The following is a 22,536-nucleotide window of genomic DNA, read 5'->3' as shown; positions in this document are numbered from 1 at the left end:
GGACCCTTCCGATGATTGTGCCCCCATCATCGCATCGATTTTATCGAAGATAAATTGCGTTAAATGGGCCTGATGGTTCGAATAAATCGAATGCTCAGGCCCGGCATCAGGAAGCCCGCAGACTGCCCTCGAAGTAGCGCGCCAGGAAGGTATCGAAATCGAGTTCATCGGCCTGCTCGATCGCTGTCTGCTCGGCGAGGCTCTGGCGCGCCAGCGCCTCCAGCGTATCGGCGCGCGGCAACGGTCCATTAAAGCGGAAGGCCTCGCGATGCTGAGCCGACAGGCGGCTGGCGTAGCGATAAAACCCCTCTTCGCGCGCCATCATGTCTTCCAGCATCCGCGCCGAAGGGGTCAGGTCGGCCTGTTCCACCTTGCCCCATTGTTCGCTGAGTGCTCGACGGTACGGGTCACCCGGCAATTCCTGATCGAGGATCGCGGCCACCGGCCGCATCAGGGCCAGCAGTTCGCGCGCCCAGTCCTGCAGCAGCACGTGCTCGTCCTGCCGGCGCAGCTCGAGCCCGGGGCGGCGGCCGTAATGCGCCACGTCCAGCAGGTTGCGGTCGATCGCGTCGAGTTCGCCGTCCGCCAGCAGGGGGCTGGGCTGCAGCAGGCAGGTCAGGGCAAACACCTCGAGAAAGCGCAGCTGGGTCTCGTCCACCCCCAGCGGGTGCTGGGCGTTGATATCCACCGAACGCAGCTCGACGTATTCGATCCCGCGCGCCTCCAGGGCATCGGTCGGCTTCTCGAAGCGCTCCAGCGGCTGCTTCGGGCGCACGGTCGAGTAGTACTCGTTCTCGATCTGCAGGATGTTGGCGTTCAGCTGGCGATATTCGCCGTCGACCTTCACGCCAATGTGCTCCCACTCCGGGCTCGGCGTATTGATCGCGCAGCGCAGCGAGTCGACGTAACCACCCAGGGAGTTGTAGTCCGCCTTGATGCCGGTATCCGCTTCCTTGCGGTTGGTGTAGCCGATATCACCCATGCGCAGGCTGGTCGCATGCGGCAAATAGGAGGTATCGTCGTCGAAGTCCTCCAGCACCGCGCCATGCCCCTCGAGAAACGAATTGCACACCGCCGGCGAGGCGCCGAACAGATAGGGCACCAGCCAGCCAAAGCGCAGCAGGTTGCGGATCATCCCCATCATCCGCTCGTCGCGGAACGCGCGGCCGTCTGTCTCGCCCAGCACATCGGCCAGGGCCGGCCAGAACTCCGGGCGTGGCGAGTAATTGAAGTGCACGCCCGCGATCACCTGCATCTTGCGCCCGTAGCGATGGCCGAGCCCGATGCGGTACACGGTCTTCATGCGTCCGGCGTTGGAGCGACCGTACTGCGCCACCGGGATCGCATTGTCGTTCGCCGTTACGCAGGGCATGGAGGTCGACCACAAGGTCTCGTCACCGACATTCGCGGCCGCGAAGGCCTGCAGGTCGTGCAGAAACCCCAGCGTCTCCCGCACATCATCGAACGGCGGGGTCACCAGCTCCAGCAAGGCCTCGGAGTAGTCCGTGGTGATATGCGGGTGCGTCAGCGCCGAGCCCAGAGCGGCGGGATGCGGGGTCAGTGCCGGCGAGCCTTCCGGGCCCACGCGCAGCGTCTCCTTCTCCAACCCGATCCGTCCGTGCAAACCGACGCCGGCCAGCGCCTCCGCCAGGCGCGCCACCAGGCCCTGCAGATTACGTTCGTCGGTTCCCACGGAAGCCATGCCCTGCACAAATGAAAACTCGGGGAACATACCCGAATGCGGCGATGGGGTCACATGCACGGGCCCACACCATTGGTTGCCCCGTGCACGCGGTTGCGCCCGATCGCGGCACGCCGCAACCTTGGCCCCACCTCGGAGCATCATAGAAGCCCTCCATGCCCACCCACCCAATCCCCACCGAACTCCTCGAACGCCTGGCCGATCGCGCACAGGCCGAGGGCGTGAGCGAATCGGTCCTTCTACAGCGCTGGCTGGACGCCGCCGCGCCCACCGCCAGCCTGTACGTATCGGCGCCGGTGAATGCGCTCGTGGAGGGGCTGTACCGCGAGGACACGACCATCGCCGACATCCTGTCGCAAGGTGACTTCGGTCTGGGCACCTTCAACGACCTGGACGGCGAGATGGTGGTGCTGGATGGCGAGGTCTACCAACTGCGCTCGGATGGACGCGCCTATGCCGTCACCTCGGACACGCGCACCCCGTTTGCCTGTGTCACCCACTTTCGCCCCTGGAGCGAGGAGATCATCGACACCCCTCTCGACTACCCAGGACTGCAAGGCCTGTTCGACCGCCTGATCCCGTCGCACAACATGGTGTACGCGATCCGACTGGATGGGCTCTTCGACTACGTCCGGACCCGATCGGTCCCACGCCAGGACGCCTACCGACCGCTGGTCGAGGTCGCGCGCGAACAGCCAGAGTACGAATTCGAAAACGTCGAGGGCTCAATGGCCGGCTTCTGGACGCCCGAGTTCATGCAGTCGGTTGCCGTGCCCGGCTACCACCTCCACTTCGTCGATGCCGCCCGCCAGCACGGCGGCCACCTGCTGGAGGCCCGCCCGCGGCAGATCCGCATTCGCCTGCAGCACTTGCCTCGGGTCGATCTCGGCCTGCCGATGACCCTGGACTATCTGACCGCCGACCTGACTCGAGACACCCGCGACGACCTGAACGAAGCGGAACACTAACTCCCGACCGTTGCCCCACCAGCAGTCTTGCTAACATTAGAGATTGCTAATCCATTTCGGGCACCGCCACCATGGAACCCACACCGCCTCGCCGTAGCTGGGACGAACTCGTTGTGGACGCCCTGCGTGCCCCCGCCACGGGGTTGTTCGTGCTCGGCCTGATACTGGGTGCAGGCCTGATGCACTGGCTGGTGGAATCGCCTCCGCCCGAGGGCGTGCTGATGGTCACCCTGCACAACGACAGCGATGTCGCCATTCGATCCGTACACTTCGACTTCGGTCACGAGCTATCGGAGTCCAGCCTTCGCGAGGGAGAAATCGGCGCGGGTGAACGCCGGCGCGTCGCCCTGAACCATGTCCCGGCGGCCGGCTTCAATGCCGAAATCCGCTACGCGGACGGGCACGTTCAGGAGTTCTGCGCCAATCGCGGCGTCGAGGGCTGGGAACAAGAAGTCCGCGTCTACCGCTGAACGGGCCGCATTTTCAGGCATCGTTACGCAGTCGTCCGCCCTCGCACACGCGTTGTACTGGCACCTCACAAGAACCTCGACAAGTCCGGCGGGAGCGCTTCCTGCGACGCGCGGTTTCGGCGTGACAGTCGAGCCCTGACCGGCCGCATTGCAGCGCAACGTCGTTGCAGCGAATTCGTCATCACACGGTCACGTGGACGATCCAGACTCCGGATTTCGAGTCTCGTGACAGGCGCCGCCGTGCACATACTGATGCTGAGTGACGTGTATTTTCCCCGGATCAACGGGGTCTCCACTTCACTGGCCAGCTTCCGCTCGCAGCTCCAGCAACTGGGCCATCGTGTCACCCTGGTCGCCCCGGCCTACCCCGGACTGGGGGCGCACCCGGGTCCGGCCCCGGATGACAAGGACCTGATCCGCATCCCGTCGCGCTACCTGATCGTGGACCCGGAGGATCGCATCCTGAAGGGCCGCCTGATCCGCCGAACCCTGCACGAGGCCGGTATCGAACGGACCGACCTGATCCACATCCACACCCCCTTCGTGGCGCACTACGCCGGATTGCGTCTCGCGCGACACTGGCAGGTACCGGTGGTCGAGACCTATCACACGTTCTTCGAAGGGTACCTGCAGCACTATCTGCCGTGGCTGCCCGCCGCGTGGCTGCGGGCCTTCGCGCGGCGCGTGTCGCGGGCTCAATGCAATGCGGTGGACCGGGTCATTGCCCCCTCGGTGGCGATGCGTCAGACGCTACTGGAATACGGCATCGAAACGCCGATTGTCCGCCTGCCGACCGGTATCGATCCGGCGGCCTGGTCCGGGGGCGACGGCCATCTATTCCGGGCCGAACGCGACATCCCCTACGGCCGCGAGATGCTGGTTCACGTCTCCCGCATCGCCTTTGAAAAGAACATCGGCTTCCTGCTCCAGATGCTGCAGCACCTGCGCAGTAAACGCCCCGACATCCTGCTATTGATCGCGGGCGAAGGGCCGGCCCGGGACGATCTGGAACGCCAGGCGGAGCGCCTGGGCCTGCAGGACAACATCCACTGGTGCGGCTACCTGGACCGGGACACCACTCTGATCGACTGCTACCGCGCCGGGCATGCCTTCGTATTCGCCTCGGCGACCGAAACCCAGGGGTTAGTCCTGCTGGAGGCCATGGCCAGCGGCCTGCCGGTCATCTCCACCGCTTGCCTGGGTACCACCGACATCCTGACTGAAGCATCCGGCGCCGAGGTCGTGCCCGAGAACCCCGCGCTCTTTGCCGAGCGGGTGGCCGCGGTACTGGATGACCCCGAACGCCAACGCGCCATTCGCGAGGCACACGGGCGCTGGGTACAGCAATGGAGCGAACGCGAGATGACCCAAAAACTGCTCGCCCTGTACCAGGAGCTGGCCGGCAGCGGCGATGCGATCGCTGGCTCACAGGCCGCGGCCACCCGAACCCACTGACCCTCTGCAAACCGTATTCCTGGAACCAACATGGCCAATGGTGGCGCAACCGGCATCACCCGCATCCTGCGAGCCTTCGTGTACTCGTGGCGCGGCCTTCGGGCGACCTTTCGTCACGAAGAGGCCTTTCGCCAGGAACTCGTGCTCGTCGTACTGCTGGCGCCCCTGACACTGGTCATTGGCAACACGCCGACCGAGCGCGCCCTGCTGTTCGGGAGCCTGTTCCTGATCCTCATCATCGAGGTCCTGAACTCCGGCATCGAAGCCACCGTGGATCGCTTCGGGCCGGAACAGCACAAGCTCGCGGCGCGCGCGAAGGACATGGGCTCCGCCGCCGTCCTGCTCGGCTTTCTGCACGCCATCGTGATCTGGCTGCTGATCCTCTGGCCCTGAGCACGTACGCCCGCCATCACCCAATCGTCATCATCCCGCCACCCGATGGTCACGCCACCGCGCGATGCTGTCGGCACGCCCCCGCGGGAGTCATCGATGGCCACTCTGGATTGCCGCACCCTGTTTCTGTCCGACCTCCACCTGGGTACGCGCGAGTGCCGAGCCGACTACCTTCTAGACCTCCTGAGAAAGGTCAACTGCGACCGCCTGGTACTGGTCGGCGACGTGTTCGACCTCTGGGCCATGCGCCGCCGCATCTTCTGGAACGCGACCCAGGCCGCCGTCGTCGAGCAGGTCATGTCCCTCGCGCTGCACGGCGTCGAGGTGATTTACATCCCGGGCAATCACGATGAACTAGTGCGGGGCTTCGTCGGCTCCGAAATCCGCGGCGTGCGCATCGAGCACGAGCTGGTGCACTGGACCGCCGACGGCCGCCGCTTCCGCGTGACCCACGGCGACGAATTCGACGGCGTCGTGCGCCACAGCCGCCTGGTCCACGCCCTGGGCGACTTCGGCTACAACCTGCTGCTACGCGGCAGTCGCTATCTGAACGGCATCCGCCGGCGCCTCGGCCATCCGTACTGGTCCCTGTCCGCCTGGCTCAAGACCCGTGTCAGCGGGGCCGCCCGCGAATACATCCGCCGCTTCGAAAACGCAGCCGCCACCGCCGCGCGCAAGGGCGGTTTCGACGGCTGCATCTGCGGCCACATCCACAAACCGAACATCGAATCCTTCGGCGACATCCTCTACTGCAATGACGGCGACTGGGTCGAACACTGCACTGCCCTGGTGGAAGACCGCGCTGGTAACCTCAGCCTTCTGCACTGGTCCGACCACGGGACCGTGGAACGCGCCGAGGCGGCCACCCCCACCCTCGACTCACTCGACCTCGAATCCCTCCTCACTAAGCGGTAACGCCCTCGCGCGCGCCTCACCTTAGACATCCGATACCACCGTCGAAATTGAGCTTTCAAGACCCTAATACGGCCTGATTACACACACCCATCTCATTGATTTTTAGATCCCTCCTGAGGTCCGACCCCGTCATTGCCGCCCGTCATGGCCGTCATTCCGCGATGCTCTCGGCGCGCCAGGAAAGCGTTTGTCACCGAGCTGTCATGCCTCTGTAGTAACTTGGCCACATGAGTGAATCACGATCCCGCCACTGGGCGGGAGCAGGCGCCGACCTGCTCCTGTTGCTGGAATCCATCGAGAACCACGAACAGGCGCAGCGCCTGGCGCGTGTGGCCGGCTGGGTGCTGGTGTTCGCGGGCGTTGTAGTGGTGATGCTGGGTGTGCTGGTCGCGCATACGCCTACCATGACGGAGGGGACGCTGGTTGCGCTGTTGGCACTGGTGGGTGGCTGGCTGCGGAGCCGGGTCGCCGCCGTGTTGCTGATGCTGTTGATGGCGCTGGGCCTGGCGACCGGGCTTGCGGTGGGTGCGGCCACGGGGGGCCTTCTGCTGCAGGTTGCGTTGTTCGGGGTTGCGCTGCGGATGGTTGAGGGGACTTTTCGGTTTCGGCGGCCTGCTGCGGCGGGGTAGGTTGGATTGGAAGGAAGCTCGAGCGTGGTGCTTTAGCGCGCTGTGGCTTCGGATGGAGGTTACTCGATCCGCTCGCCCTTTGGGCCGACCTGCGCCCGTTCAACGCGCTTCGCGCTTTTGTGCTTCGTGGCTACGCTCCTCGCAATGACGGGCGGGATGGGAGCGGGGAGACTTGAACCCACAGGTCCGGGCCGACAGGATTAGACTTTCCGCCATCCGTGAAGGAAACGCTTACGCGATGTCCGTCGTCGCTCGCCTACAAACCCGAGTGCGAGGCTTTATCTGGCCTGGCTGGGCCAATCGTATCCTGAGGACGCTGTCGATCCCAGGGTTGATCCTGGCCTCGCTGTTCTTTGCCGCGTCACTGACGCCCAGCCTGATCCCGCGCACCGACGACGTTCAGGGCATCCTGTCCGGGCTGTCACTAGCGGCGGGTTACGGGCTGGGCGTATTCCTCCACTGGTTATGGTCGTACCTGGAGCTGCCCGAGTTCAGTGATCGCACGCATAACGTGCTGGTGCTGATCGCCGGGGGTGGCGCCGCCGTGATTGTGCTGGTCTTCCTGTGGCAGGCCACCGAGTGGCAGAACACCATCCGCGAGCTGATGGAGCAGGAACCGGTAGACGGCAACTTTCCCATCCGCCTGGGGCTGATCGCCGCCGCAGTCTTCGCCGCCACCCTGGCGGTGGCCCGACTGTTTCAGCTACTGGTGCGCTTTGTGGCGATGCGGCTGCGCCGATTTATCCCGCGTCGACTGTCCAACGTGATCGGCGTGTTGGCCTCCGTGGCGGTGTTCTGGGCGGTGATCGACGGGGTCATCCTGGAATACGGTCTGCGAACTGCCGACCGCAGCTTTCAACAGTTCGACGTGCGTGACTTCCCCGGGGCCGAGCAACCCACGGACCCGTTAAAGACCGGCAGTGATGCGTCTCTGATCCCGTGGGACCCGGGCCTGGGCCGCCAGGGGCAGCGCTTCGTAACCCAGGCACCGAGCGGAGAGGAGATCGGCGCGTTTCTGGAAGCCGAGGCCCAGGATCCGCTGCGCGTCTATGTCGGGTTGAACGCCGCCGAAACCATCGAGGAGCGCGCACGCCTCGCACTGGAGGAGCTGCAGCGGATCAATGCCTTCGACCGCTCCGTGCTCGTACTGGCAACGCCCACCGGACGCGGCTGGGTCGACAGCCGCGCCATTACGCCGATGGAATACCTGCACGGTGGCGATATCGCGACCGTGGCCGTGCAGTATTCCTACCTGCCCAGCTGGCTGTCCCTGATGGCGGAATCGCAGTACGGCCACGAGACCGCGCAGGCAGTGTTCGCCGAGGTCTACGGGCACTGGAAACAGCTGCCGGCGGACGAACGCCCGGAGCTGTACCTCTACGGGCTTAGCCTGGGGGCGCTGAACTCGGAACGCTCAGCCGACCTGTACGACGTGATTGGTGATCCATTCTCCGGAGCCTTGTGGAGCGGGCCGCCATTTCGTAGCGAAACCTGGCGTGACATTACCCGCCAGCGCCACCCGGATTCCCCGGCCTGGCTGCCCCGCTTCCGCGACGGCTCGGTGGTGCGTTTCACCAATCAGGAAAACCACCTGGATATCGCCGATGCCGACTGGGGGCCGATGCGCATCGTCTACCTGCAGTACGCCAGCGACCCGATCACCTTCTTCGAGCCGCAGGCGCTGTACCGCAAACCTGAGTGGATGCAGCACCCGCGCGGGCCGGACGTCTCGCCGGACCTGACCTGGTACCCCATGATCACCATGCTGCAGCTGGCCGTGGACGTCACCATCGGCGATGCGGCGCCGCGCGGCTACGGCCACGTGTATGCCACCGAGCACTACATCGACGCCTGGAACGCCGTCAGCAACGCCGGCTGGTCCGACGAAGAACTCCGCTGGCTGAAGCGCCACCTGGCCGACTAGGCCGCGCAAACATGCACGTTACGGCGTGGCTTCGTCTGCGACCAGGCCCCGCTTGCGCAAGCTACGCCCCGTGGAGTGAACCATTGCAGCGATGAACAGGGCGTAGATCAGCGCGACGACCCCGAGGATGCCCAGGAACAGCGCGTCTGGTTCGACCTCGCCTGCGAAGACAGCGAGGAGGCTCAAAGGGACATCTGTGAGCAAGAACATCGCGACCATGCCGGCAATCACCCGCCATTTCTCTCCGCGCGCGAGGTAGCGCCCGTTCTTGCGACCGAAGGACTCGCAGGGCCATACGACGGAGACACCCAGGATCGCCATGCCGATTGCGGTGCCGATCCCCTCCAGTTCGAAATGGGCGATCGCGACGCTCGCGGCGATCATCAGCGAGAAATAGAGCAGTGCAAAGCGAAGCAGCAGACCCTTGATGGACATCGTTTCCCCTCCTTGGGATATCGGCGGATGCGCTGATTGAATCGCACCCCCCACTAAAGGCCGCACCATCCTGTGCGGCGAATAAGGGTGCCAGATCCTTCTGGCACCCAAAGCTATCGTGGAACGGTCATTCCTGTTCGGTGAACTTGGCGCCCTCGATGAGCACCGGGTAGGTGTAGCCCGCACCGAAATCGCGATCCAGGGTCAGGGTGCCGGTCACGACCACACGATCGCCGACCTCGGGCATTTCCGTCGAGGTGATGGTGATGTAGTCCCCTTCGCCCCCGGTTCCATCCACAAAGTGGATGAAGTTGCGTCCCATGATGTCGTCATTCACCCGGCCCACGATGCCTTCCAGGCGAACTTCTTCGCCATCCAACTCGGCCGGGGCCTGATTCAACTGCTCCACGGTATGAACGTCGTCAGCACTGGCAGAGGTCAGCCAGAACGATGCCACCAGAAGCGATACCAGGATTCCCGTTCGCGTGTTCATTCACTTAACTCCCGTTGCGTGCAATGTCTCGGCCGCGTGCCGACCCAACTCCGTGATTCTGGCATAGATCCCGAATCACCCGCGCAGTGCCGTTCGGCGTGAACTGTGCCACCATCCCCGCGGGCCATCGACACGGCCTTTAACGCGATCGCACTCAAGGGAGAACCTCATGCACCAGACAACCCGTATCGGCGTGGCCGTGGCCGGCGCCTTCACCTTGCTGGCCTCCGCCAGCGCCGCCCATGCCAGCCCGTTCCACGGTGCCTACGTTGGGGGGCAGCTCGGCTGGGCCAGCTACGACACCGACTACGACGAGGGCGATGGTGACGGCATTTCGGGTATCAGCGCCACCGGCTTCACTGGCGGCGCCATGGCCGGCTTCGGTACCGTTCTGGATAACGGCCTGTACCTGGGCGGCGAACTGGACTTCCAGTCCGAGGATGCCGACCTGACCGTACGCCTCGACGATGCCGAACTGGGTCAGGACATCAAGTACAGCTACGGACTGACCGGCCGGATCGGCCACGTGGTGAACGACCAGGTGTTGTTTTACGGGCTGGCCGGCTACCAGCGCGCCCGCACCGATACGCGGCTGAGCGACGACGGCGACCAGCTGGGCCGCTTCAAGAACAGCCTGAACGGCGGTCGCCTGGGCCTCGGGGTGGAATACCAGATGGAGAACCGCATGTTCCTGCGGGCCGAGTATTCGTACACGTTCTTCGAGCGCGAACGCATCCGTCCGGAACCCGGCACAACCCTGCGCTTCGACACGGACGCCTCCCGCTTTATGGTGGGCGTGGGCTACCGGTTCTAGTAACGCCGGCGAACCGATCGGAAGACGGCCCCGCTACCCTCGGAGCGCGGGGCCGTCCGATTCTTGTGCCTCGACACCGCGCACGCCACCGGTCAGACGATGTTTGATCCCTTCGGCGGCGTGATTCACGAGCAGATAGAGACACGGCACAACCAGTAGCGTCAGGACCATCCCCGCAATCAACCCACCAACCACGGTCAGCGCCAGCGGGCGCATGATCTCGGCTCCCTCACCCAGACCAATCGCCAGCGGCAGCATGCCGAGCACGGTGGTAATGGTCGTCATCAGGATGGGGCGCAGGCGCAGCGCACCGGCCTCCACCACCGCCCGCGCCGGGCTCAAGCCGCGCCGTCGCCGGCCCTGCTCGATGTACTCCACCAGCAGGATCGCGTTGTTCACGACCACCCCGATCAGCAGGATCGCCCCGATCATCACCGGCGCGGAAACCGGCGTATTCGTGGCCCACAGAATCGCCACCACCCCGATTAGCGAAAGCGGAGCGGCGGCCACAATAATCAACGGATTGGCCAGACGCTCGTATTGCACGGCCAGCACCACCAGAACCAGGAAGATCGCTAGGGCCACCACCGTCGCCATCTCGCGTTGGGTCTCCTGGATGGTCTCCCACTCGCCGCCGATCAGCAGGCTGTAGTGCTCGGGTACCTCGACCTCGGCCAGGCGCTGTTCGACCTCGGCCATCACCGAACCGACATCGCTGACCTCGGTATTGATATCGCCGTTCACCCGCACCACCCGGCTCTGGTTCTCGCGCTCGATATGGGCGGGCCCCTCGCCGATCTCGAACTCGGCCACGTCGGCCAGGCGCACAGGACCCCCGTTGTCGCGGAACAGGATCATCCGTCCCAGTGTGGCCGTGTCCTGTACATCCTCGCGCGGCAGGCGGACGCGCAAGTCGTATTCGCGGTCATCGCGTACATACTGGGTCGGTACCGCACCCTCCACCGCATCGCGGATCGCCTGACCGACCGTGCCCACCTGCAGGCCCAGCGCGGCCGCGCGATCGCGATCCACGTGCACGCGCAGAATCGGGCTCTGGTCCTCGCGCCCGACCTCGACACCCTCAAGGCCCCGGATGCCCTCCAGGCGCCCCGCGATCTCGCGGGCGATGGTGCGCATCTCGGTCAGATCCGCCCCCACCACGCCGATCGACAGGTCGTCGCCAGTCACGCTGAACTGCAACCCGTCGATACTCGGCGGGCGCACGGTAATCCGCGCCCCGGGCAGGTCCAGTTCGTCCATCGCCGCCTGTGCCTCGGCCACCCATTGCCCGGCGGTCATTTCACGCTGTCCGGCCGGGGTGAGCTGCACCGTGAGATTGGACGTCCCCGGACGCTCGTTGACCACGCCACCCCCCAGGTGCCCGCCGACCATGGCGAACACGCTCTCGACATGCGGCAGCTCCTCGAGTGCGGCCTCGATGTCGCGAGCGGCGGCATCGGTCTCGTGCGGCGGTGTACCCGGCGGCAGGACCATGCGCACGCTGACCTGACCATCGTCCACCTGCGGCAGGAACTCGGTGCCCAGCTCCCCGCCGACCTGTACCGCACCAACCAACAGGACCCCGGCGGCGCCCAGCACTACCCAGCGCGCGCGCAGCACCTTCGGCAGCAGACGCCGGTAACGTCGGCGCAGGCCCTGCACCCCGCGGTCGAAGCCGCGCAGCAGCCGGGTCCGGTCCAGCCCGCTCTCCCAGCGGATGCGCGCGAGCAGGGCCGCCAGCATCGGCACCAGCGTGATCGCCGCAGCCAGCGTGGCGATGATCGCGAACGACAGCGTCAGGATCAGCTCGCGGAAGATCAGCGCCCCGATGCCCGTAATCAGCAGGAACGGGAGTACTGCCGCGAGATTGGTCAGCGTGCCGGCGGTGACCGCCGAGACGACCTCGCCCGCCCCGTCGTGGGCGGCCTGCTCCGGCGATTTCCCGAGCTTGTCACGATGGCGGTAGATGTTCTCCAGCATCACGATCGCGTTGTCGAGCAGCAGCCCCACGCCCAGCGCCAGCCCGCCCAGGCTGATGATGTTCAGGGTCAATCCGCCCAGCCCCATCATCGCGAAGGTCGCCATCAGCGCGATCGGGATCGACAGCCCGATGATGAAGCTCTTGCGCAGGCTGCCGAGGAACAGGAACACCGCCAGCATCGCCAGCACCCCTCCGAGGACCGCCGCGGTGCCCACGGAGGACACCGCGCCACGGATAAACGGGGCCGAATCGCTGACCACCTCCCACTGGATGTCCTCGGGGATGAAGCCCGATCGCTCCAGCCGCCCGAGCGTCGCGCGCACGGCATCCACCGACTCGACGGTATTGGCCTCCGGCAGCTTGAACACCGACACGCGCGCGGCCGGGGTGCCATCCAGGCGGATGAACAGGCGCTGCTCGCCGTGGCCGTCGCGCACCTCGGCCAGCTCGCCCAGGCGCACATGCGCGGACTGCGGCCCCGGCAGCGGAATCAGCACGTTGCGCACATCCGCCTCGGAGGTGAACAGTCCTTCGGTCTTGGCCATCACGTCGAAGGTGTCCGAGGTCACCCAGCCCCCGGCGACCTCGCGGTTCTCGTCCGCCAGGGTCTCGCTGATCGCCGCCAGCGACAGGCCGTAGCCCCTCACCCACTCCTGATCCAGGATCACCTCCAGCTCCCGCTGCTGACCGCCGGAGGCCTCCACCGAGGAGATCCCGTGGATGGCGATCAACTGCGGGGCCAGCTCGTGCTCCACCCAGTCGCGAACGGCGGTCTCGGAACGCACGGTGGAGGAGAAGCCCGCCTCCCAGATCGGATCCTGCGACGGGTCGAACTTGTACAGGCGCAGGGATTCGAAATCGTCCGGCAGCTGGGTGCGCGCCAGCTCCAGGTGACGCGCCGCATCCTGCAACGCCAGGTCCAGATTGGTCCCGTATTCGAACAGCAGGTTGACGTTGGTGCGCCCCTCGGAGGCACGGCTGTAGATCCGGGTCAGGTTCTCGGTCGCCGCAAGATTGCGTTCCAGCACCCGTGTGACCTGCTCCTCCATCACCTCCGGCGCGGTGCCCGGGTGGTTCACCGTCACCCGGATGTGCGGGTACTCCACGTGCGGCAGCAGGTCCACCGGCAGGCGATCGACAAAGAACATGCCCAGCACGATCACCACCGAGGCCAGCGCCATGATCGCGACCGGCCGGCGGATGGAGAAGCTGGTCACCCGCCCGTGCGGGCGCTGGGGATCCCCTGTATCGGCCATGCCCTAGCCCCGCCAGCCGACAATGCGCACGCGCTGGCCCTCGCGCATGTCGATCGGATTGGTCGCCAGCACGATCTCGCCTTGTTCCAGGCCCTCGGTAATCTCGGTCCAGGGGCCCCGGGTCACACCGGTCTCGACCGTGCGCCGTTCCAGCTGTTCATCCACCACCACGTACACATAGCGCGCGTCATCGTCCTCGCCGATCGCCGCGGCCGGGACCGCCAGGGCGTTCGGGCGCTCGTCGACGGTCATGCGGATGCGCGCGAGGTTGCCCGGGCGCACACCGTTGTCGGCGGCCTCGGCCGGCAGCGCGATCTCCACCGTCACCTGCTGGGAATCCGGCGAGGCCGCCGGGAAGATGCGACGAATCTCGGCGACGTAGTCAGCATCAGGAAAGGCGTCCAGCCGAATGGGCACGTCCTGGCCCACGACCAGGTCGCGCACGTCCAGCTCGGACACCCCGGGTCGCAGCACCAGCGTAGTAATATCGACCAGCTCCAGCAGCGCATCGCGCGCAGCGACGGCCTCTCCAGGCTCCACCATCCGCTCGGTGATCACGCCGTCGCGGCCGGCAGCGAGCGCCCCGTAATCGACCCGCGCCTGCCACAGGGCCTGCTCGCTCTCGGCCGAACGCAGCGCGGCGCGGGCCCGTTCGTAGCTGGCGCGGCTGGAAATCCCCTCGTCACGCAACTCGGAACTGCGCGCGTATTCCAGCTGCGCCTCTTCGGCATGGGCATCGGCGCGCGCCAGCTCCGCCCGTTCCTCGGAGACATCCAGTTCCACCAGGGTCTCGCCCTGCTCGACCCGGTCTCCTTCCTCGACATGGACGGCCTCGACCACGCCATCCGCACGCGCCGCCAGACGCACCCGCGCCATCGGCTCGACCCGCGCGGAGAGGCGCAGCTCGCGCGACAGATCCCGCGGCTGAACCTCCAACGCCGCGATGGGCGTGGCCGCCTCGGCGGCCGATGGGTCAGCCGCCTCCGAGGGCTCGGTTCCACAGCCGGCGAGCCCCAGAGCAAGAGCCAGCAACAGGCCACCCGCCCTGCGGGGAACCGGCAGGACCCACAGCAACAACACGGGGAGCCGTCGGATGGACTGCGCCGGGAAGTAGAAGGTCTCGAGTTGCATCCGTCGGATTGCTCGCGGGGAGTGGGCGAATACACAGGGTAGCCGTTGTATGACCTTCGGCGCACAAAGGCGCCCACGGGCCGGTGTCAGGCGGTCAGGTCGATCTGCTGCACGCTGCCGCTACGTCCATCCTCGCCGACCCAGACGCTGGTCGCCTGCACCTGGCCCAGCAGGCTGTTGTCGCCGCCATGGCGCAGGTCAAAGGGGGTGCTGACATGCCCCAGGTAGATCGCCCCCACCCCCACCTCGCCCAATGCCAACAGCTGGTCGCGGCCCTGGGCGTCGCGGGTCCATACGCGCAGGCGGTCATAGACCGGGTCCGCCGCATCGATCCAGCCGTTGCCGTCATGATCGAAGCGGCGCAGCTCGGCGAAACCGTCACCGGTCAGCGGTCCGAACAGCTCGGAGCCGTCATCGACCTGCCCGCTGCCCGAGCGGTCGATGGCCAGAAAACCGCTACCGGGCTGGAGGAATGCCACTTGCTGCGGCGAACCATCGGCGTCCAGATCGAACTCGAAACGGGTGTCGGTCAGGGCCGCAGCCGGGGCATCGAAATTGATCACCAACGGGTCGTGCAGCTCGCCATCGACACCGCCCTGAATGCGAGTGCGCTCGACGAATTCGCGGCTCATGGTCAGGGCAATGTCGATCTCGATGGTCTTGCCGTCGGCCGTCTGCACCCGCCCCTGGGCCTGGAAGGCCGTGCGCTCGATCTCCACCCGGGTCTGCTCCACCGACCAGGCCACAGCGAGGCCGCCACCTGCCCGCGGGGCGTCCAGGCCCCTTGCTACGGGCGGTTCGAGAAATTCCGGCGGGTTCGCACCCGCTTTTGCCTCAGGCCGGAGGTCCGCCGGGTCCACGACGCGGATCTCGCGACCGGTAAAACGTTCCAGGATCAGCCGGAGCAGTTCGGTCCGCAGCTGATCCACCGAGGTCATCTCGCTGTCCGCCGGGGCCACGGCCACGAAGGGGGCGCGCATGGCCGCAACGGAGGCCGGGTCCGGCCGTTCGTCCCGTCCTGGGCCCACAATCCCGGGCGCCCCGGCGCCCTGGCGGGGCTCCGCCGGGGGCGCGGCCCCGCCCCCTTGGCTCACCGTCAGGCGCGCCTCGCGCCGGGTGGCCTCCAGCGACAGGCGCTGGCTCGAAAGCTGCATGGAGTAATCGGTAATGTGCATGGAGGTTCCCCGTCAGGACGGCTACTGGAGGGGGTAACGGCTGGTCGGCGGCAAATCTTAGCCGCCAGCGGCAAGCGGCTGCCGCGGGCGGACGCGGAGCCTCCAAACATGCGACGATCGGGCGATGAACTCGACACCGCAATTCCCGCTGCGCGGCCTGTTCCGCCGCCTGCTCGGGCCGTTCGCCGGACTGGAACCGGAGGCGATCGCCCTCGACAACGACGAGTGGGAGGCCCTGCGCCGGCGGGTGCCGTTCGTCGCCCGCCTCACACCGGAGGAACGCTCCCGGCTGCGCGAACTGATCGGGCAGATCCTGGCGCAGAAGGAATTCATCGGGATCGCCGCAGAACCCGAGCCGTGGCAGTGCCAGGTGATCGCGGCCTACGCGGCGCTGCCCGTACTTGAGCTCGGGCTTGAACCCTATCGCGATTGGCGAACCCTGATCCTCTACCCGGACACCTTCGTACCGGAACACGAGTGGGTCGACGAAGCCGGCATCGTGCATCAGGGGGCCATTCCCCAGTCTGGCGAGGCCTGGGAGCGCGGCCCGGTAATCCTATCCTGGAACGATGTCGAGCGCGATGCGGCCGTGGTGGTCCACGAGATGACCCACGTGCTGGACGCAGGCAACGGGGAGGTCAACGGCTTTCCACCGTTGCCTCGCGGGCATTCCCCCGAGGCCTGGACCAAGGACTTCTCGCGCGCCTTCGACGGCTTTGTCGCCGCTGTGGAATCGGGTCAGGTACCGGAATCCGAACTGCCGCTGGATCCCTACGCGGCCACCGCGCCGGAAGAGTTCCTGGCGGTCGCGGTAGAATCATTCTTCTTCGAACCCGGCCGCCTGCGCGAAGCGATGCCGGAGATTTACGAACACCTGGTGGCATACTTTGGCCAGGAACCCCATCGACGCGGAACGCTGATCGCCTCCAGCACGCAGACCGCAGTGGAGAACGCCCCATGATCCGCCCCACCTTTTTCGCCCTGCCCACAGCCCTGCTGGGCCTCATCCTGCTGCTGGCCGCACCGCTGGCCACCGCCGTGGATGACCTGGATAGCCATTACGTGACGCTGGAGCCGGTGGTCGTGAACATGGAGGCCTCTGATCGGGGGCGTTACCTGCAGGCCTCGATCCAGCTGGAGGGTAACAACCTGGAAGATGCCCGCCAGATCCGCGAACACATCCCGGCGGTACGCGACCGGCTGATCCGAATCCTCGGTGGTCGCAGCCCGGAGAGCCTGACCGGAAGCGGCGCCCGCGAGGACCTGCGCAACGAGGCGACGGACGAGCTGAACGCGCTACTGGAAGAGATCACGGGTTCACCCCGAATCGCCGCGTTGTACTTCTCGGACTTCATCCGCCAGTAAGCCCGCTGAAGGGCCAGGTCTAGCTCGGTTCACAGGAAGACGGGAAGATCGCGAAGGGTCTGGATGGAAGGGTTAAGGAGACGCTGATTGAATCGCACGTCCGCGCTCGAGTCGCTTTTGCGTGCGAACAAGGCGCGGTGACTGCCGTGCAGTCATTCTGCACAAGGGAATCGCAATGCCGTTCCCGCGCCCGTCTTGATCAACAACGGGCGGCCGGGCCCGCTCTTTCAATCACTTGTCGGGTTGGTGCCCCCTGTACCCCGATCCTGCGTTGCGCCCCCGAACCCATCAGAAACGGGCGGGTAGAACCACTACCCGCTGCACGACGCGCCTGGTCTCGGAAAACAGGGGGCACCAACGCGGACGTGCGATTCAATCAGCGTCTCCTTAAGTTTGATCAAGGGGTACCACAGAGGCGGGGAGAAAAGGCAAGAGCGTTTTACGCCAGCAAGCGTACCCGCAGAATGACTCACACCCGCGCGTAAAAAGGCCCCGGCGGACTTAACCGCCGGGGCCAAGAAGGGACCCTGAATAAGGGGTCACGGGTCCCGTTGGGGGCCCCATCGATCCTGTAGCAGGTGTCAGTGCGGGCGATGCAGCAGCGGCATCTCGCCACGTTCGATCATGTGCCGGATCAAGGTGGCACGGCCGGGCTCCTCCCGCTCCAGCTCCTCGGCACATTGCGAAGGTTCGTGCGCCGCTTCCGCCAGCATCACTTCAAGCTCGCGCAGATCGACCTTGGGCTCCTGAAGGTCCTCGGGTTTCGGGTTCTCCAGCATGTGGGTCTCCCAGAACATACGCGGGTGCCAGCAATGCAGCTTCGCATCCGGGTGGTGAAAGAGCTCGACACAGCGACGATTCAGTTCCTGTGGATTCATACGAATCACTCCTCGTTCCGGTGCATTCACCCTCTTGTATAGACCCCGCAATACCCGAGTTCAAGGCTCGGTTTTTGCGATGAGACTTATTCCGCAGTCTCTCCCCGGGCTGCCTCCAACGCTTCCAGGGCCTCCATCCACTGGCCCTCCAGCGTCTCCAGGCGGCTACGCAATTCGCCCTGTTCGCGGGTCAGTTCCGCCAGGCGGTCGCTGTTGTCCGCCGCGTACAGGGCGGGATCGGCCAGCTCGGTCTCCAGTGCCTGCAGGCGTTCCTGGGCCTGAGTACATTCCCGCTCCGCCTGGTCCGCGCGCTTTTGCAGCGGCTTGAGGGCCGCGCGCGCCTGCGCGGCCTGCTGCCGGCGCTCCTTCTGGGACATTACCGGGGTCTGTCCATCGGCGATTCCCGTGGTGGATTGGGACGCCGCCCCCTGAGGGGCCTCCGTGGCATCGCGTTGGCGCGCCTGCAACTCGCGGGCGTAATCGTCCAGGTCACCATCGAACTCGCTGAGCACGCCATCCTCGACCTTCCAGAAACGGTCGCAGACCCGCGCCAGGAGTTCGCGATCATGCGCGACCACCACCAGCCCTCCGGCATAGTTCTCCAGGGCCTCGGCCAGGGCCTCGCGCATATCGAGGTCCAGATGGTTGGTGGGTTCGTCCAGCAACAGCAACGACGGGGCCTGCCAGATCAACAAGGCCAGCACCAACCGCACCCGTTCGCCCCCCGAGCATTGCCCGACCGGCGCATCCGCCTTCTCGCCGGGGAACCCCATTCCGCCCAGGAAATTGCGCAGCCGCTGCTCTTCGGCCCGCGGGTCCTGGCGTTGCAGGTGTACCAACGGCGACGCCCCCAGATCCAGCTGCTCACTTTGATGCTGGGCGAAGTAACCGACTTTCAGGTTGGGCTCGACCCGGCGCTCACCCGCAGCCGGTTCGAGTTCGCCGGCCAGCAGCGTCAAAAGTGTCGATTTTCCGGCACCATTGGCCCCCAGAACACCGATTCGATCCTCCGGCCGTAGACGTAAACTCGTCGCATGCAGGCGCACGCGTTCTCCCGACCGGACCTCGGCATGGTCCAGGGCCAGCAGGGGATCCGGCAGACGCTCCGGGGTCGGGATCTCCAGGTGGATCGGCCGCGCCGCCCGGATCACCGCGACTTCGTCCATCCGCTCCAGGCGTTTCAAGCGACTCTGAGCCTGGCGCGCCTTGCTGGCCTTGGCGCGAAAGCGGCGCACGAAGTCTTCCAGGTGCGCGCGTTCGGCCGCCACCTTGGCAGCCGCGGCCTCGCTCTGAGCGATCGCCTCGGCGCGCTTGGCCTCGGCATGGGTATAGCTGCCGGCATACAGCTCGATACCGCCGCGCTCGATATGGGCGATGTGGGTACACACCGAATCGAGAAAACGCCGGTCATGCGCGATCACGATGACCGTTCCGGGGTACCGCGCCAGCCAGCCTTCCAGCCACAGGATAGTCTCCACATCCAGGTGGTTGGTGGGCTCGTCCAGTAGCAGCAGATCGGAGCGCGTCATCAGTGTGCGGGCCAGGCCCAGGCGCATCCGCCAGCCACCGGAGAAGTCCCGCATCGGCCGGGCGGCATCCGCCGTCGCAAAGCCGAGACCCGCTAACAGCCGCCGTGCGCGCGCATGGGCCGTCCAGCCGTCGATTGCCTCCAGCGCCGCGTAGAGTCGGGCCTGCTCCGCTCCGTCCGAGACCTGTTCCAGCCGCGTCTGCAAATCACGCAACTCGGCATCGCCGTCCAGCACGTAGTCCACCGCGCTGCGGTCGCTGCCCGGAACCTCCTGGGGGAGATGCGCGACCACCCAGTTCGCAGGCTGGTCGATGGTGCCGGCGTCCAGGCTCAGCTCACCCTGCAAGGCCGCCAGCAGGCTGGACTTGCCGGAGCCGTTGGCCCCTGTCAGACCTACCCTCCAACCGGCATGCACGGTCAGGCTGGCGTGCTGCAACAGCACCCGGCGGCCGCGGCGCAGCTCGATATCTTGCATCCGAATCATGCGGCGCAGTGTAGGGAGACACCGATCAATGTGCACGCGGGTCCCGACACACCCAGGGCGTCAAAAATATGCCACCCCTTGCCGCAACCGGTGGCCAGACTCTGCCGCCTGTGGCGAAATCCCGCCGTTTTTCCGGCGCATCGATCCAGAGAAATAGCCCAACTATATTGTTTTTAAATCATTTTTTACGATTGGCACGTTTATCGCTTGATGCAGGACCCAACGATCTTTGCAAGCGAGACGGCCATGAACCGTGACGGGAATGCCCAAAATCTTCGACTGGTATCCGGCAAGGGCAAGACCAGTGGTGACTCCGGAACCCCCTTTGACGCCCTGGAGTTTGTTCAGTCCCTGTCCTCCAGCCTGGAGCTGGGCACGGTATTGGCCCGCCTGCATGAGCATCTGCATTCGCAGATCCAGCACAGCGGCTGGTTCTTCATCCTGCAGGAAAGCGACGAGACCTGGTCCGGCGGCGACGAAGACCGTCACCGCATCGAGTACGGCATGAGCTTTAACGGCGAGGCCATGGGATCGTTGATCCTGATGCGCGGCCGCCGCTTCAGCGACGCCGAGCAGGAGAAGATCGAGGCCCTGCTGGGGCTGGCCGCACCGGCACTGGCCAATGCCCTGCGCTTCCAGCGCCTGAGCACGAGCCTGGAGACCGACGAGCTGACCGGGCTGGGCAATCGCCGGGCCTTCGAGAAGCAGGGCGCGCAGTGGCTGGCGGATTGCCGCCGCCAGGATCGCCCGATGTCGGTGCTGGCGATCGATCTGGACCACTTCAAGCAGATCAACGACGAATACGGACATACCGTGGGCGACGAACTGCTGCGCCTCGTGGCCCAGACCCTGATCAACACCACCCGGGAATCCGACCTCTGCGTGCGCATGGGCGGGGAGGAGTTCCTGGCGATCCTGCCCGGCGCCGACCTCAGCAGTGCGATGGAATGCGCCGAGCGCATCCGCCTGGCGATCGCCGCACTACGCACCCGCGCCACGGCAGGCGATACGTCCGGCCTGGAGAGCGACGGCCTGGTCAAGGTCACCGCCAGCGTGGGGGTCGCCACCATTGGCCGGACCTCGACCCTGCAGGCGGCCTACCAGACGGCCGACGAGGCCCTGTACGCCGCCAAAAGCGCCGGCCGCAACCGCGTCCTGGCCGGCAACGGCTAGAAATCGCTCTACGTTGCGCCCGGCTGGATAAAGTCCACGCAAGTCAGCGGGGTTGAGAGCACCGCCTGGCGCAAGGCCTCGATCGCCTCGGGACGCGGAAAGCTCGTACGCCAGGCCAACGCCACACGGCGACTGGGCGCCGGATCTTCAAAGCGCCGCACCGCCAGCAGCCGTTGGGCGTAGCGATCCGCCCCCACAGCCGTACACGGCAGGATGGTGACTCCCATCCCCGAAGCCACCATGTGGCGGATGGTTTCCAGTGAGGACCCCTCCAGATTGCGGGGTGTGCTTCCATCGGCCGTGACCGTCCGCTGGCAATCCGGACAGCGCTCCAACACCTGGTCGCGGAAGCAATGCCCGGCGCCCAACATCAGCAACGTGGCATCGGCCATATCTTCCAGATGCAGGGGTTCCTTGTCTTTCAGCGGGTGGGCGGCGGGCAACACGGCCATGAACGGCTCGTCGTAAAGGGGAAGCGTGACCACGCCCGGCTCCTCGAACGGAAGCGAGATTATGATCGCATCCAGCTCGCCCTGCTTGAGCCGTTCGCGCAGACGCCCGGTATAGTTTTCTTCGATTACCAGGGGCATGTTGGGGGCGCGCTCGCGCAGCGCCGGTATCAGCTCCGGTAACAGATACGGACCGATGGTGTAGATCGCGCCCAGGCGCAACGGTCCGGCCAGCTGATCCTGACTCTGGACGGCGACCGAGCGCAGCTGTTCCACCTCGGCCAGCACCCGCCGCGCCTGGGCAATGATCTGCTCCCCGGCCGGGGTCACACTGACCTCGCCGCGGCCACGCTCGAACAGAGTGACGCCCAGTTCCTCCTCGAACTTGCGCACGGCCACCGACAACGATGGCTGACTGACATGACAAGCCTCTGCCGCTCGGCCGAAGTGACGGGCATTAGCCACCGCGACGACATAGCGCAACTCACTCAGGGTCATCGGGACGGCCCTCCATCCGGGTCATCGGCCCCCGGTCCCTGGAACTCGCGCCCGCCATCCGGCCAGTCGAGGGTGACTCGCCTCAGCTGCCGCCCCTCTAGCGAGATCTCGCCCGGATGACGCCCCGCACCATCGGCCGAAAACTCAAAGCGATAACGCCGCTGCAGGGCCAGGCCGCGCTCACCCCAGGTCAACCGCTGCCCGATACGCACAACGGTCGCATCCAGCAGCTGCACACCCGCCCGCTCGCAGGCCTGACGCCCGACCCGCCGGGCCCGTTCATTCGCCCGCCAGGTGTCGTTTACGTAAAACGCGACCAGCGCCAGGGAGAGGATTATCATCAAGCCCGTCATGGACCGGTATGATAAGCGCATTCGAATCCGAGTTTGTCGGCATCCTCCGGCCCACCCAATCCGCAAC

At 65.9% G+C, this 22,536-nt stretch carries 21 protein-coding genes; 11 read left to right on the top strand and 10 right to left on the bottom strand.

All coding sequences use genetic code 11. The features are described from left to right. Positions 1–106: 106 nt before the first annotated feature. A complete protein-coding gene (gene gshA / locus D002_RS0107995; protein WP_026181606.1) occupies positions 107–1,693 on the bottom strand; it encodes a glutamate--cysteine ligase in 1,587 nt (528 codons plus the stop codon). A 164-nt stretch (positions 1,694–1,857) separates the two neighbouring features. On the opposite strand from gshA, the gene budA reads away from it, so the two are divergent. The 7 genes from budA to D002_RS0107960 all read left to right on the top strand — a co-directional run bounded on the left by budA (position 1,858) and on the right by D002_RS0107960 (position 8,456). After that, positions 1,858–2,670 (top strand): acetolactate decarboxylase, encoded by an 813-nt coding sequence (budA, locus tag D002_RS0107990; RefSeq protein ID WP_018141394.1) that lies wholly within the window; start codon positions 1,858–1,860, stop codon positions 2,668–2,670. Between the two features lie 71 nt (positions 2,671–2,741). Continuing rightward, complete coding sequence (locus D002_RS0107985; RefSeq protein WP_026181605.1) at positions 2,742–3,140, top strand: hypothetical protein; 399 nt, start codon at positions 2,742–2,744, stop codon at positions 3,138–3,140. Between the two features lie 252 nt (positions 3,141–3,392). Then, entirely contained in the window at positions 3,393–4,595 is a 1,203-nt protein-coding gene (locus tag D002_RS0107980; RefSeq protein ID WP_018874051.1) for a glycosyltransferase, read from the top strand. A gap of 30 nt (positions 4,596–4,625) precedes the next feature. Next, a complete protein-coding gene (locus D002_RS0107975; protein ID WP_018141391.1) occupies positions 4,626–4,988 on the top strand; it encodes a diacylglycerol kinase in 363 nt (120 codons plus the stop codon). Positions 4,989–5,084: 96 nt separating this feature from the next. Further along, on the top strand, positions 5,085–5,903 hold the full coding sequence (locus D002_RS0107970; RefSeq protein WP_018141390.1) for a UDP-2,3-diacylglucosamine diphosphatase: 819 nt from the start codon (positions 5,085–5,087) through the stop codon (positions 5,901–5,903). 227 nt (positions 5,904–6,130) lie between these two features. Next, entirely contained in the window at positions 6,131–6,532 is a 402-nt protein-coding gene (locus D002_RS0107965) for a hypothetical protein (RefSeq protein ID WP_018141389.1), read from the top strand. A gap of 238 nt (positions 6,533–6,770) precedes the next feature. Continuing rightward, entirely contained in the window at positions 6,771–8,456 is a 1,686-nt protein-coding gene (locus tag D002_RS0107960; protein WP_018141388.1) for an alpha/beta-hydrolase family protein, read from the top strand. 18 nt (positions 8,457–8,474) lie between these two features. Here D002_RS0107960 and D002_RS0107955 read toward each other — a convergent pair whose 3' ends face one another. Together D002_RS0107955 and D002_RS0107950 are read right to left on the bottom strand one after the other, a co-directional pair. Beyond that, positions 8,475–8,891: an ABZJ_00895 family protein gene (locus D002_RS0107955; protein WP_018141387.1), complete on the bottom strand. Its 417-nt coding sequence runs from the start codon at positions 8,889–8,891 to the stop codon at positions 8,475–8,477. Positions 8,892–9,018: 127 nt separating this feature from the next. Continuing rightward, positions 9,019–9,384, bottom strand: coding sequence for a hypothetical protein (locus D002_RS0107950; protein WP_018141386.1), 366 nt, complete (start codon positions 9,382–9,384; stop codon positions 9,019–9,021). Between the two features lie 169 nt (positions 9,385–9,553). Between D002_RS0107950 and D002_RS0107945 the strand changes: the two genes are divergently transcribed. Then, positions 9,554–10,198: an outer membrane protein gene (locus D002_RS0107945; RefSeq protein ID WP_018141385.1), complete on the top strand. Its 645-nt coding sequence runs from the start codon at positions 9,554–9,556 to the stop codon at positions 10,196–10,198. A gap of 33 nt (positions 10,199–10,231) precedes the next feature. Here the strand turns inward: D002_RS0107945 and D002_RS0107940 are convergent, their stop codons facing one another. From D002_RS0107940 to D002_RS0107930, 3 genes are all read right to left on the bottom strand, one after another. Next, positions 10,232–13,435 (bottom strand): efflux RND transporter permease subunit, encoded by a 3,204-nt coding sequence (locus tag D002_RS0107940; RefSeq protein ID WP_018141384.1) that lies wholly within the window; start codon positions 13,433–13,435, stop codon positions 10,232–10,234. Between the two features lie 3 nt (positions 13,436–13,438). Further along, positions 13,439–14,566 carry an efflux RND transporter periplasmic adaptor subunit gene (locus D002_RS0107935; RefSeq protein WP_018141383.1) on the bottom strand — a complete coding sequence of 376 codons (1,128 nt, stop codon included), beginning with the start codon at positions 14,564–14,566 and terminating at the stop codon, positions 13,439–13,441. Positions 14,567–14,652: 86 nt separating this feature from the next. Then, positions 14,653–15,741, bottom strand: coding sequence for a hypothetical protein (locus D002_RS0107930; protein ID WP_018141382.1), 1,089 nt, complete (start codon positions 15,739–15,741; stop codon positions 14,653–14,655). Positions 15,742–15,865: 124 nt separating this feature from the next. Here D002_RS0107930 and D002_RS0107925 point away from each other — a divergent pair, with 124 nt between their 5' ends. Both D002_RS0107925 and fliL read left to right on the top strand, forming a co-directional pair. Beyond that, positions 15,866–16,702, top strand: a complete 837-nt coding sequence (locus D002_RS0107925; RefSeq protein ID WP_018141381.1) for a zinc-dependent peptidase — start codon at positions 15,866–15,868, stop codon at positions 16,700–16,702. Then, positions 16,699–17,106, top strand: a complete 408-nt coding sequence (gene fliL / locus D002_RS0107920; RefSeq protein ID WP_018141380.1) for a flagellar basal body-associated protein FliL — start codon at positions 16,699–16,701, stop codon at positions 17,104–17,106. The genes D002_RS0107925 and fliL overlap by 4 nt, the downstream gene beginning before the upstream one ends. Positions 17,107–17,687: 581 nt before the next feature. Here fliL and D002_RS0107915 read toward each other — a convergent pair. Together D002_RS0107915 and D002_RS0107910 are read right to left on the bottom strand one after the other, a co-directional pair. Beyond that, positions 17,688–17,984 carry a hypothetical protein gene (locus D002_RS0107915; RefSeq protein ID WP_018141379.1) on the bottom strand — a complete coding sequence of 99 codons (297 nt, stop codon included), beginning with the start codon at positions 17,982–17,984 and terminating at the stop codon, positions 17,688–17,690. Between the two features lie 86 nt (positions 17,985–18,070). Next, positions 18,071–19,996, bottom strand: coding sequence for an ABC-F family ATP-binding cassette domain-containing protein (locus D002_RS0107910; protein WP_026181603.1), 1,926 nt, complete (start codon positions 19,994–19,996; stop codon positions 18,071–18,073). A gap of 246 nt (positions 19,997–20,242) precedes the next feature. Here D002_RS0107910 and D002_RS0107905 point away from each other — a divergent pair, with 246 nt between their 5' ends. Beyond that, complete coding sequence (locus D002_RS0107905; RefSeq protein WP_026181602.1) at positions 20,243–21,169, top strand: GGDEF domain-containing protein; 927 nt, start codon at positions 20,243–20,245, stop codon at positions 21,167–21,169. Between the two features lie 8 nt (positions 21,170–21,177). Here D002_RS0107905 and D002_RS0107900 read toward each other — a convergent pair whose 3' ends face one another. Continuing rightward, positions 21,178–22,116, bottom strand: a complete 939-nt coding sequence (locus tag D002_RS0107900) for a hydrogen peroxide-inducible genes activator (RefSeq protein ID WP_018141376.1) — start codon at positions 22,114–22,116, stop codon at positions 21,178–21,180. Beyond that, complete coding sequence (locus D002_RS0107895) at positions 22,113–22,469, bottom strand: DUF3301 domain-containing protein (RefSeq protein WP_018141375.1); 357 nt, start codon at positions 22,467–22,469, stop codon at positions 22,113–22,115. Before D002_RS0107895 ends, D002_RS0107900 begins: the two co-directional genes overlap by 4 nt. Positions 22,470–22,536: the final 67 nt, after the last annotated feature.

Origin of the sequence: Thioalkalivibrio sp. ALJ7 (genome assembly GCF_000376865.1) — a bacterium.
Taxonomy (GTDB): Bacteria; Pseudomonadota; Gammaproteobacteria; order Ectothiorhodospirales; family Ectothiorhodospiraceae; genus Thioalkalivibrio.
Note: the sequence above shows the minus strand (reverse complement) of the source record. Positions and strands in the feature narration are given on the sequence as shown.